General features: G+C 40.9%; 9 protein-coding genes. 8 read left to right on the forward strand and 1 reads right to left on the reverse strand.

Features of this window, described 5'->3' with window-relative positions:
* Nucleotides 1-37 precede the first annotated feature (37 nt).
* The 8 genes from MKX55_RS07360 to MKX55_RS07395 all read left to right on the forward strand — a co-directional run bounded on the left by MKX55_RS07360 (nucleotide 38) and on the right by MKX55_RS07395 (nucleotide 10,942).
* Complete coding sequence (locus MKX55_RS07360; RefSeq protein ID WP_339237244.1) at nucleotides 38-1,495, forward strand: YdiU family protein; 1,458 nt, start codon at nucleotides 38-40, stop codon at nucleotides 1,493-1,495.
* Between the two features lie 334 nt (nucleotides 1,496-1,829).
* A complete protein-coding gene (locus tag MKX55_RS07365; protein WP_339237246.1) occupies nucleotides 1,830-2,180 on the forward strand; it encodes a VOC family protein in 351 nt (116 codons plus the stop codon).
* Between the two features lie 95 nt (nucleotides 2,181-2,275).
* Nucleotides 2,276-3,550: a kynureninase gene (kynU, locus tag MKX55_RS07370; protein WP_339237249.1), complete on the forward strand. Its 1,275-nt coding sequence runs from the start codon at nucleotides 2,276-2,278 to the stop codon at nucleotides 3,548-3,550.
* On the forward strand, nucleotides 3,550-4,182 hold the full coding sequence (kynB, locus tag MKX55_RS07375) for an arylformamidase (protein WP_339237253.1): 633 nt from the start codon (nucleotides 3,550-3,552) through the stop codon (nucleotides 4,180-4,182). The genes kynU and kynB overlap by 1 nt, the downstream gene beginning before the upstream one ends.
* 1 nt (nucleotide 4,183) lies before the next feature.
* Nucleotides 4,184-5,032: a tryptophan 2,3-dioxygenase gene (gene kynA, locus MKX55_RS07380; RefSeq protein WP_339183699.1), complete on the forward strand. Its 849-nt coding sequence runs from the start codon at nucleotides 4,184-4,186 to the stop codon at nucleotides 5,030-5,032.
* Nucleotides 5,033-6,285: 1,253 nt separating this feature from the next.
* Nucleotides 6,286-7,143, forward strand: a complete 858-nt coding sequence (locus MKX55_RS07385) for a PRD domain-containing protein (RefSeq protein ID WP_339183701.1) — start codon at nucleotides 6,286-6,288, stop codon at nucleotides 7,141-7,143.
* Nucleotides 7,144-7,516: 373 nt separating this feature from the next.
* A complete protein-coding gene (locus tag MKX55_RS07390; RefSeq protein WP_339183703.1) occupies nucleotides 7,517-9,439 on the forward strand; it encodes a beta-glucoside-specific PTS transporter subunit IIABC in 1,923 nt (640 codons plus the stop codon).
* Between the two features lie 72 nt (nucleotides 9,440-9,511).
* Entirely contained in the window at nucleotides 9,512-10,942 is a 1,431-nt protein-coding gene (locus MKX55_RS07395; RefSeq protein WP_339237255.1) for a 6-phospho-beta-glucosidase, read from the forward strand.
* A gap of 139 nt (nucleotides 10,943-11,081) precedes the next feature.
* Here MKX55_RS07395 and MKX55_RS07400 read toward each other — a convergent pair whose 3' ends face one another.
* Entirely contained in the window at nucleotides 11,082-12,884 is a 1,803-nt protein-coding gene (locus tag MKX55_RS07400) for a sodium:proton antiporter (protein WP_339183707.1), read from the reverse strand.
* Nucleotides 12,885-12,954 lie beyond the last annotated feature (70 nt).

A 12,954-nucleotide genomic window follows, 5' to 3' on the forward strand; every position in this document is an offset into this window, starting at 1 on the left:
AAAGAAAACGAACAGTTTAAATAAAGGAGGCGATCCGATGACAGATAAACAGAATCAAGGCTGGAGCTTAGAAAATACCTATCAGCAATTGCCCAAGCTTTTCTATACAAATGTAAAACCAGCAAAAGCAGATGCCCCTGTGCTAGCCGTGTACAATGAAAAGCTCGCAGCAGAATTAGGGTTGGACAGTTCAGCCTTAAAGGACGAAGCGGAAATCTTCGCAGGCCATAAGCTTCCAGAGGGAAGTAATCCAATCGCTCAAGCTTATGCAGGACATCAATTTGGTTCCTTTACGATGCTCGGAGACGGTCGTGCTGTATTATTTGGAGAGCAAGTGACTCCGAAGGGTGAGCGCTATGATATTCAGCTGAAAGGCTCTGGCAGAACGCCTTATTCCCGCGGTGGGGATGGACGGGCGGTGCTTGGACCGATGCTGAGAGAATATCTAATCAGCGAAGCAATGCATGGATTGGGTATCCCGACAAGCCGCAGTTTAGCGGTAGCAACCACTGGAGAAACGGTATTTCGTGAAGCTCCGCTGCCCGGCGCTGTTTTGACAAGAGTGGCAGAAAGCCATATTCGGGTTGGGACGTTTCAATATGCAAGGCAATGGGGGAGTAAAGAGGATTTACAAGCGTTGGCAGACTATAGCATGAAGCGGCATTATCCAGAGATTGCAGAGGATGAAAATCGTTATTTGACGTTCTTGTATAAGGTGGCAGACAAGCAGGCCGCGCTGATTGCGGATTGGCAGTTAAAAGGCTTTATCCATGGTGTGATGAATACAGATAATGTTGCTATCAGCGGAGAGACGATTGATTATGGTCCATGTGCTTTTATGGATCAATATGATCGGAAAACGGTTTTTAGTTCGATTGATCAGCAAGGGCGTTATGCTTACGGCAATCAGCCGGGAATTGGAGCTTGGAATATGGCGCGCTTTGCGGAATCCTTGTTAGTTCTGATGGATGAAGATGAAGAACAAGCGATTCCAAAGGCAAAAGAGGCTGTGGAAACCTATGTGCAGTCAGTGGAATCCTATTGGTTAGACGGTATGAGGAAGAAGCTGGGTATTATCGGTCAAAGTGACAATGATAAAACATTGATTCGAAGCTTGTTGGATTTGATGGAGAAATATCATGCAGACTTTACCAATACCTTCCGTTCCTTAACGCTGAAGCAGCTTGATGCTGATTCCGTTCTTTTCCAGTCAACTGCTTTTAAAGAGTGGTATCAAGCATGGCAGGATAAGCTTGAAAGTCAGCCGGCATCTTTAGAAGAAGCTTATCAATTAATGAAACGGCATAATCCATCGATTATTCCCCGAAATTATTTGGTGGAAGAGGTGTTAGCTGCGGCTGTGACAGAAGGCGATTACGAACCTTTTCATGCTTTATTAACAGCATTGGAAGATCCTTATGCGTATACAGAGGAGCAGGAGAAATATGCTGTTGATCCGCCGGAACAGGATTTTCAGACGTTTTGTGGTACGTGATATTAGTGAAAAAGAGAGTAAGAAACAAAGTGAGCCTGATGAAATTTATAGCTGAATTCAATTTCATCGGGCTGTTTTAATTATTTAGCCTCTTTTCAATAAAGTAATATAAAAAGTAACAATGCTTATTATACGAGTATTGCGGCTTTTATAACTGTATTCTTGGGAGCGCTGTCAATCCTCAAATCAGGTTTTATTTCTATCGCTATTTTCGGTGAGGAGAATAGTGGAATCTTCACTGAATAAAGTAATATTGTATGATACAATATGATACTGCAACGAGGCAACATGATAGGTTGAAAATGAGATATTAAAATTTTAGGAGAGTGTAAAGATGAAGGTCAAACGAATTGTTGCTAATATAGAGACGCAGGACTTTTCTAAGGCAGCGTACTTTTATGGAGAAGTACTCGGACTTGATCAGCGGATGGATATGGGCTTTATCGCAACTTATGGGTCAACCGGGAAAATGGACACGCAAATCAGCTTTCTTTCAGAAGGGGGTTCAGGGACATCTGTTCCAGATCTGTCAATTGAAGTGGATGATCTTGAAAATGCATTAAGCCGATTTAAAGAAGCAGAAATCCCAATCGAATATGGCCCGGTGGAGGAACCTTGGGGAGTCCGCCGTTTTTATGTAAGAGACCCCTTTGGTAAGCTAGTCAATATACTTACCCATCTATGAAATAAGGTGGCCGTTAAATAGTATTATAAATTTTCCTTGTTCCCTATTTTACTGCAGTGTAATTGGTTGTAAGATTTATAAAAGGAAGTGACAAAATGGAAGAAAGATATACAAGAACCTATGCTGGAAAATTAGATGTGGAGGATAAATTAAGGTCCTTCCGAAATGAATTTTATCTCGAAAATGAATACGTTTACATGGATGGGAATTCCTTAGGTTTGATGAGCAAAAGAGCAGAGCAGTCCGTCTATGATTTGCTTGCTTCCTGGAAAAAGCATGCGATTGATGGATGGACGCAAGGAGAGAACGCCTGGTACTACTTATCGGAATCGCTTGGTGAAAAAATGGCCGTGCTTGTTGGCGCCCAAAAAGAGGAGGTTGTTGTAACTGGTTCCACAACCGTAAATCTGCATCAGCTTGTGTCCACATTTTACGAACCAAAAGGAAGCAAAACAAAAATTTTAGCAGATGCATTAAACTTTCCCAGTGATATTTATGCTTTAAAAGCACAGCTGAAGTTAAAAGGGTATGATGATTCCCACCTTATTCAAGTACAGAGTGAGGATGGGCACACACTGGATGAAGAAGCAATTATCCATGCCATGACAGAGGAGATCGCGTTAATTGTATTGCCGAGCGTCCTGTACAGGAGCGGACAAATCTTAGATATGGAAAAGCTGACAACAGCAGCGCATGAGCGTGGTATAAAAATCGGTTTTGATTTATGTCATTCGATTGGGGCTGTCCCGCATCAACTGCATGCGTGGGACGTTGATTTTGCGTTTTGGTGTACCTATAAACATTTAAATGGCGGCCCCGGCAGTGTGGCGGCGCTTTATGTGAATGAAAAGCATTTCGGGGCTGTGCCTGGACTTGCGGGCTGGTTCAGCTCGGATAAAGAAAAGCAGTTTGATATGGAGCATACGTTGACGGCTGCCGAAGATGCCGGAGCTTTTCAAATCGGGACACCGCATGTGTTAAGTGCTGCTCCGCTAATTGGAGCATTAGAGCTGTTTCATGAAGCCGGAATAGAAAAAATACGCGAAAAGTCCTTGCAGCTGACCGCTTATATGATGGAATTGATTGAACATGAATTAAAGGAATTTGATTTTGAGATTTGTAATCCAGTAAATGAAAAACAGCGTGGAGGGCATATTTACCTTGAACATCCGGAGGCTGCGAGAATTTGCAAAGCATTAAAGAGGAAGAAGGTCATTCCGGATTTTCGAAAACCATCTGGCATTCGGCTGGCGCCGGTGGCTTTATATAATTCGTTTACGGATGTTTATGAATGTATACAAATACTAAAGAATATTATGGAAGAAAAAGCTTACGAGCAATTTTCCAATGAAAGAGAGGTTGTTTCCTGATGTCTAAATGGATCGATATTTCCCAACCGTTAAATAACCATCTGGCACATTGGCCGGGGGATGAACCATTTCACTATGATACGCCCGTAACGAAAGAGGTGTCGGGAGTTGTTAATATCGGCAGAATCAAAACAAGTGCTCATATAGGCACGCACGTTGATGCACCGTTTCATTTTTCAAATGAGGGCAAGCGGATACTGGACTTAGATATTGAGCGCTATATTGGTCCTTGTAAGGTGATTGATTTAAGTGATTTTAATGAAATTAGCGAAAAAGCTATAAAAACAAAAGGAATCTCGCATGCAGAGCGTTTGCTGATTAAAACGGCGCTCCCAAACAAACCGAATCGTTTTCCGGAAGAAGTGTCTCCGATAACAGCAGATGGAGCAGCTTATATGAAAGAGCTCGGTGTAAAGCTTGTAGGTGTAGACACCCCATCTGTAGATTCGATTTCAAGTAAAGATTTGGCCGGGCACCATGCATTGTACAACCATGATATTTATATTTTGGAAAATGTGATGCTGGACCAGGTTGAAGAAGGTGATTTTGAATTGATTGCCTTGCCATTAGCGTTGGAAGAAGGGGATGGGAGTCCAGTTCGTGCTGTCATAAAACCAATAGAGGAGCGTTAAAATGAAATCGGTCAATCAACATCAAGCTTTTGAAAATGAAAAGAGTATCCAAACTGATTTTAAAGAGAAGATGACATACAGTGATTATTTAAGCCTGGATACGTTATTATCGAGCCAGCATCGGTTAAGCGGCCATCATGATGAAATGTTATTTATCATTGTTCATCATGTAAGCGAGCTGTGGATGAAGCAGATTCTGCATGAAATCCATTCTGCCATTGATGATATACAGGCAGATAACCTCAGGTCTTCCTTTAAAAAGCTTGCGCGCGTATCTCAAATACAGGAGCAGCTGAAAAGTGTATGGGACGTCCTTTCTACGCTGACGCCAAGTGAGTATATCGAGTTTAGAGATAAATTGGGAAGTGCTTCTGGATTTCAATCCTATCAGAATAGATTAGTAGAATTTGCCTTGGGATATAAAACTGAATATGTTCTCAAAATATATGAAAATGATACGAATCTTTATCCAATTTTACAAGAAGCATACGATGCGCCAAGTCTTTATGATGTGTCGATTCAAGCTCTCTCCAGAGCAGGGTTTTCTATTGATAAAGAAGTGTTGAACAGGGATGCCAGTATCACGCATCAGACGAATGAGAGCGTGAAAAGAGCCTGGATGATTGTCTATAAAAACGTAGAGCAGTATTGGGAGTTATATGAGCTTGCTGAAAAGCTGGTGGACATAGAAGGCTTATTTCAGCAATGGCGCTTCAGGCATATGAAAACGGTAGAAAGAATTATTGGCTTTAAAAAAGGAACAGGCGGTTCTGGCGGCGTGAGCTACTTGAAAAAAGTACTGGACCAATATTTTTTCCCGGAATTGTGGGAGCTGCGAACAGAGCTGTAATTGTAGATACATCGAATTTTGGCCAGTATAATTTATCTTAAATGTTTATCCTGTGAAATGTATCCTATGCGACGCATTATTTCTGATTAAAATCATTTGTTCCAATGAAGCCAAAGCCATTTTTATATTACTCAACTTTCACACATTAAAAAGTAACTTCAGTTCTATAGAAACAGGAGTTGATCGTTCCTTCGATAACACCCTTGACAAAGAATAGAAGGTGAAGTGTAAAGCACCACTGCGGCGGACCATTTTGCTTTCCGACGTACAGGACGTACTAGTGCAGACGTTGCAACAGGACGTTGCGACTTTAGTCTGCCTAGGGGCACGCTCTTCAGCTAACTTTTGCCAAGAAGAGCACTTGGCAAAAGTGGATCTTCAGATGGTGCTGTTCCTTCAGGAGTCAAAACGGTCCGCCTCCGCTAGCAGGATATTCTATACGTGAAAAACAACTCAACAAACAGAAGTTTGAACCGATAGAATATATTTTTCATGCTGCATGGTAAAATGTTCCGTAAAGATTACTTTCTGTGCATAAATGCTATTCCCTGTATTTCATATTCATACTGTCATGATTGGTTGTTCAGGCGAAAACTGCTATTTCGTCCAGCTCATTAAAATCTTCTTTCTTTCATTCGCTGTAGAATCCTATCAGAGCGCAGGCCAACCACGTAGACTCCTATGGGAACAGGGCGAGCTGAAGATCCACTTGAAAAGCGGTCTTCTTTTCAAGTTAGCTGAAGCCGTCCCCATGGAAAGCGGAGTGGTTGGCCGGAGCGGAGCTATACACCATCACCAATTCCAAAAAGGCCGGATATTTAATCAAAAAGCAAGTATGGTAATGGAGAACATGTTCACCCTGGAATAGCAAGATATATATGCTTATTCTTAGGTGCGAAAGTTGAGTATATTATATTCAAAACCTAGGTTCAGTTAACGAAGATAATAGAAGAATAGCATAAGATGGAATGGATAAGAACGAACGGTGACGATAAAATAAATATATTTTACTATCTATATCAGGAAGTGCTTAAACAGTTAGGTAAAAAATCTACTTTCCTGTTGCATTTGAAACCGTAATCATCTATAATGAAGTTAACTAAAGGATTGTTACTGTTCGGCAGGCAAAACCTGGGTTAATCACAGCGGATTGTATGGCTTTCTGTCTACAATTTTGGGTTAATCCAGGTTTTTTTCTGGACAAACAGGTATCAGAAGAATTTAAAAAATACTCATTTCAGGTGTGAATGCAATTGAAAATTACAAAAGTATTAAATAATAATGTAGTTATGTCAAAAGATGAATCCAATCAGGAAATCGTTGTCATGGGCAAAGGGTTAGCTTTTCAAAAAAAGACTGGAGATGCGATTGAATCATCGAAAGTGGAGAAAACCTTTGTGCTGGAGAATTCTAATGTAGCTAAGAAGCTTGCGGAATTAATGAAAGAAACTTCTGAGATCTACTTGGATCTTTCTTACAAAATCCTTGAACTGGCTAAATCTCAGCTGACGTATAAATTAGATAACTATTTATATGTTGCCTTAACGGATCATTTAAGCTTTGCGATTACAAGACATAAAAACGGCATCGACTTGAAAAATCCGCTGTTGTGGGAAATTCGCAGATATTATAAACAGGAGTTTCATATTGCATTAAAAGCGTTGGATATGGTGGAAGAGGATACTGGAGTAAGGCTTGTAGAAGATGAAGCGGCTTCTATTGCCCTGCATCTGGTCAATAGTCAACTATCCGGTGAAAACATGGATACCGCAATTAAAGTAACGGAGCTGGTTAATAATATCTTGAATATTGTCAGATACTATTTCAAAATTGAATTGGATGAGGATTCTATCAACTATGAACGGTTTCTGACACATCTGCGATTTTTTGCTACCCGTTTTATCCGAAAAGAAAAAGCAGAGAATACGCATGATGATTTCCTGTATGAACAGGTGAAAAGGAAATATACAGCTGCATTTGAATGCACAGAAAGAATTGCAGCCTATATTGCTAAAAATTATGATTGGGACATTTCCAATGATGAAAAAGTTTACTTAACATTGCATATCCACCGAATTACCAATCGGCACCAAATAGATTCTACATCGTGATATAAAAGAAATCTTCAATTGAATAATCATGTTTAGGATTGTTACTGATGAAGCAGGCAAAACCTAAGTTACCCGCAGTTTACAGAGGAGAGCTCTGTATGCTGTGTGTAATTTAGGTTTTTTTTATTACCTTGAGGAGGTGGTTGGAACAAATTATAAATCATCATAAAACGAATGGATGAGCTGTTGCCAGGCAGTATGTCGGAATTATTTATTATTTTTTAGAAGCGTAATCTCCATCCGGAAAAGTATCACAACGTAAGATGTTTTAAGCAAACGCTATATGTAAAAGAATCCATTTCAGGCAATAATCCTGAAGAAAATCAGAAAATAGATTTAGTTTGTTTTACTTTAATAGAAAGAGGGGAAAACAATGAAATATGAACAATTAGCCAAAGATATCATTGAAAATGTCGGCGGAAAAGAAAACGTTAACAGTGTTGTTCATTGTATTACGCGTCTTCGTTTTAAATTAAAAGACGAGGAAAAGGCAAATACAGAGGTATTAAAAGAAATGGATGGCGTTGTAACCGTCATGAAAAGTGCTGGACAATACCAGGTAGTTATCGGCAACCATGTACCTGATGTGTATAAGGCAGTGGTAGAAGTCGGCGGTTTTGAGTCAAAAGGATCTGCTGATGAAGCGGATGGCGGAGATAAAGGCAGCTTGCTCAACCGTTTTATTGATATGATTTCCGGTATCTTCACGCCGATTCTTGGAGTATTGGCGGCGTCCGGTATGATCAAAGGGTTCAATGCTTTATTCGTTGCGATTGGATGGCTTAACGAAGAAGGCGGAACATACCAAATTTTAAATGCAACCGGGGATGCCCTGTTTTATTTCTTGCCGATTATATTAGGATATAGTGCAATGAAAAAGTTCGGCGGGACGCCTTTTATAGGTATGGTTATTGCCATGGCACTGGTATATCCTGCGCTGGAGGGAATACCCGCAGCGGCAGAACCGTTGTATACCTTGTTTGCAGGAACGGTGTTTGAATCACCTGTCTATATAGAATTCTTTGGTATTCCAGTCATTTTAATGACGTATTCGATGTCTGTTATACCAATTATTGTAGCAACATTTTTTGCAGCAAAAATTGAAAAGGCTTTAGCGAAAATTACTCCTAATGTTGTCAAAATGTTTTTTGTTCCTATGTTCACGTTACTGATTATTGTTCCATTAACCTTTATTGTGATTGGCCCAATTGCAACCTGGGCAAGTCAATTATTGGGACAGGTAACTGTCTGGGTATATGATTTAAGCCCTATTATTGCAGGTGCTTTTCTGGGCGGTTTCTGGATGGTATTTGTTATGTTTGGATTGCATTGGGGGCTTATTCCTATTGCGTTTAACAATGTTGCGGTTTCCGGAGAAGATCCAATTCTGGCATTGATTTTCGTGCATTCATTTGCTTTAGCAGCAGCAGTACTGGCTATTTGGATAAAAACAAAAAATGAAACTACGAAAACACTCAGCCCGCCGGCGTTTATCTCTTCCATATTCGGCGTAACGGAACCTGCTTTATACGGGATTGCTTTACCATTGAAGCGACCATTTGTTATCTCGCTTATATCATCAGCTGTCGGTGGAGCAATCATTGGATTATTCGGGACGAAAATTCACTTGCTCGGCGGACTTGGTATCTTTCAATTCCCTGCCATGATCCATCCAGAGGAAGGATTAAACACAGCATTTATCGGTACTATCATAGCAGCAGCGGTCGGGATGGTTCTATCCTTTGTTCTGACTTATTTCTTCGGAGGGATTAACCAAAAAGCAACAGCTGCACCAGCAGCTGAAGCAGCTTCCGCAAAAGAGGAAACAGTTGTTACGATACAAAATGAAGACATTGTCAGCCCGTTAACTGGAAAAACCATTGCACTTGAAGAAATAGAAGATACTGCATTTGCTTCCGGAGCGCTTGGGAAAGGGATTGCAGTGGAGCCGACGGAAGGGAAATTGATCTCACCTGTTTCTGGAACCGTTTCGGCGATGTTCCCTACAAATCACGCCATTGGAATCACTACGGAAAATGGTGCTGAGATTTTAATGCATATTGGGATGGACACAGTACAATTGGACGGCAAGAACTTCAAGGGTCACGTAGAACAAGGCGCAAAAGTCGAGAAGGGGCAGCTGCTTATTGAATTTGATATACCAGAAATTAAAAAAGCCGGCTTCCCGCTGACTACACCGATTATTATCACGAATTCAGGTGAGTATAAAGATATTGCGTTCACAGAAACAAAACAAATTAAGATTGGCGACCCGCTGCTTTCATTAGAAAAGTAACGGATTCCAAATAAACAGAAGGAAAGTGCTGTATCCAGTCTTTCCTTCTCCATACTAAACAAAGGAGTTTTTATGATGACACAATTTCCAAAAGGATTTTTATGGGGCGGAGCGGTAGCTGCGAACCAGGTAGAAGGTGCCTATTTAGAGGATGGAAAAGGATTAACATCGGTTGATTTATTGCCGACGGGAGAAAAGCGCTGGCAGGTCATGACAGGAAAAGTGGATTCATTAAAACCTGTTGAAGGCGAATTTTATCCGTCACATGAAGCCATTGATTTTTACCATCGCTATAAAGAAGATATTGCTTTGTTTGCGGAAATGGGATTTAAAGCATTACGAGTTTCGATTTCATGGGCGCGTATTTTCCCGAATGGAGACGATGCAGAGCCAAATGAAGCAGGTCTTCAATTTTATGATGATTTATTTGATGAAATGCGGAAATATGACATAGAACCGGTGGTAACCATTGCTCATTTTGATGTGCCGGTACATTTAATTGAAGCCTATGGAAGCTGGAGAAATCGCAAGCTTGTGAATTTCTTTGAAACCTATGCAAAAACGATTTTCACACGTTACCGGGATAAAGTGAAATATTGGATGACATTCAATGAAATAAACATGCTCCTGCATCTTCCATTTGTTGGTGCCGGATTAGTGTTTGATGAAGGCGAAAATGAGTTACAAATCAAATATCAGGCAGCGCATCATCAGCTCGTCGCAAGTGCCTTAGCTGTAAAAGCCGGGCATGAAATTATCCCGGATGCTAAAATCGGCTGTATGCTGGCAGCAGGTACAACGTATCCGTACACTTCTAATCCAGACGATGTTGCCAAAGCAATGGAAAGAGACCGGGAATCCTTCTTCTTTATTGATGTTCAATCCCGCGGGCACTATCCTGGTTATGCAAAACGCTTTTTCCAGGACAATGGTTTGAAAATCGATATGGAAGAAAATGATGCAGAGCTATTGAAGAATCATACAGTGGATTATATCGGGTTCAGCTATTATTCCAGCAGAACAACAAGCACTGATCCGGAAATTTTAAAGGATATCACAGATGGAAATGTATTTGCTTCTGTTGCCAATCCATATCTGAAAGCATCCGAATGGGGCTGGACAATAGATCCAAAAGGCTTCCGCATTACGGCTAATCAGCTGTATGACCGCTATGAAAAGCCATTATTTGTTGTGGAAAACGGACTTGGCGCGATTGACAAATTAAACGCTGATGGTACCGTTGACGACGACTATCGTATAGAGTATTTAAAGGAGCATATCGCTGAAATGGGTGAAGCAATAGAAGATGGCGTGGATATCATCGGCTATACCAGCTGGGGTCCGATTGACATTGTCAGTGCTTCCACCGGCGAAATGAAAAAACGTTACGGTTATATTTATGTAGACCGTGATAACGAAGGAAAAGGGACCTTAAAACGTTCGAAAAAGAAAAGCTTTGATTGGTATAAGCAAGTGATTGCTTCGAATGGGGAGAAGCTATAATTTGATTTAGAGGGTAACCGAGAGTTAGTTGTTAAGATGAATATTTCCAATCATAAATAAATCGATATAAACGAAAAATGTATTTCAAAAGCCTCGCTGATAGATGAAGTATCATCATTTCAGCGAGGCTTTGTCCCATTTAAGTATGCTTATTTTTCTGTAAAACAACAAGCTGATCCTCTTCATCTAACATTATTTTACTTCTTAACGTAATCAGCTGAATGGTATGGTTCTTCTTTTTGATAAACAGTGGAACCGTATCTTCCGGCAATTGCTCCTTCTCAAGCTTTCCTTTTTGTTTTAATGGGAACTCTTGTATCGTGTAGCCTGTATTGATTTTCTTATTTAATTCGGTAAATACAGCATCTTCATGAAACAGGAGATGTCCTTTTCCTGCAAACGGAATTTTGTTCGAGCCCTCTTGTTTATAGTTGTTGCTGGTAAGGGTAAATGTATGATTATGACCAAATTTAGGTGCATAGGATTGGCTGACTAGTATGTTAAATGCAGCATCTCCAGTTAAAGAAAGAATGGTCTCATATGGTGTCAGGTCTACTTCATATTCGCTGTGCTCTGCCAGAATTTGTCCGTGATAAACAGGGATTTCCTTGTTTACAGCAGGCTGCAGCTGTGTGGCGGAAGAATCACTGATTAATACAGGTAAATCCATCTTTTGTAAATAAGCAGCCAATGCAATGGAAAAGCTGTTTGCCCCCACTAATAGAACGCCTGGTGCGGTGTCATTGGCAAGATGGAGCGCCTTAGCAATTGGACGCAGTGAAAAGCCATGCGCGCATACGGTAATAAATACAAGCGCAAAGGTTAAAGCTGTCAGCATAGCAGCCCCTTCATGCCCGTCATTCAGCAGAATGGTTGCAAAATAACCGGAAACAGACAGAGCAACAATTCCCCGCGGTGCAATCCAGCCAATCAGCATTTTTTCAGAATTGGAAAGCTCTGTGCCAATAGTAGAGAGCCAAATCGATAAAGGCCGTACAATAAATAACATGACAAGAACAAAGCCGATAATCGGCCAGGTAAACATCTCCGCGATTGTCTCCCGTGTTAAAGAAGCCGTCAGTAAAATGAAAATAGTGGATGTCAGCAGAACAGAAATATTTTCAACAAAGTGACTGACTTCATGGCCGATAGAGGATACATAATGTTTGGTACGACCGATTGTTAATCCCATGACGGTAACAGCCAGCATCCCAGTTTCATGCATAATAACCTCGGCTACGGTAAAACAAAGCAGGAGAAAGGATATAATAATCGGTGTTTTTAGGTACTCGGGAAATACGCCTTTGCTGATCATTAAGCTGACCACCATGCCGATCACATAGCCGAGAATAACGGCAATAATGGCACTGAGAAAGAAATGAATTAAGTAATTTGCATGCAGACTTTCTGTTGTAAGTACCTTAATAATTTCGTAAGCAAATAATGCAAGCAGCGGACCGAATGGATCAACAATAATTCCTTCCCATTTAAGAACAGCTGCCGTACGCGGTTTTAATTTTGCATTCCGCAGCAAAGGCAGAATAACAGTCGGTCCGGTTACAATAAATAAACCGCCAATAATGAAAGATATCTCCAAGCTCAAGCCTGCGATAAAATGAGCAGCGAGTGCTCCGCCGATCCAGGCAATGAAAGCACCGAACGTAACGATCCGGAATACGGATTTAGATACGCCTCTGATTTCCCGGACATCGAGGCTGGAGCTGCCTTCAAATAAAATAATGGCGACAGCAAGCGAAATCAATGGACTGTACAGGCTGCCCAATGCGTCCTGCGGGTTGAACAACCCAAGCACAGGTCCCAATAATAGACCGGCAATGGACATGATAACAATGGAAGGCCATTGAATTCGCCAAGCCAGCCATTGCGAGAAGATACCAACGACAATAATAACAACAATACTGACTAGAGCAATATTTTCCATAGCATTTTCTCCGTTCTTTTAGATTCATGTAAAGTAGTTTATCAATTCTGGTAGAGTTTGTCTTATATTT

Source organism: Oceanobacillus sp. FSL W7-1281 (assembly GCF_037969835.1).
Lineage (GTDB): Bacteria > Bacillota > Bacilli > Bacillales > Amphibacillaceae > Oceanobacillus > Oceanobacillus oncorhynchi.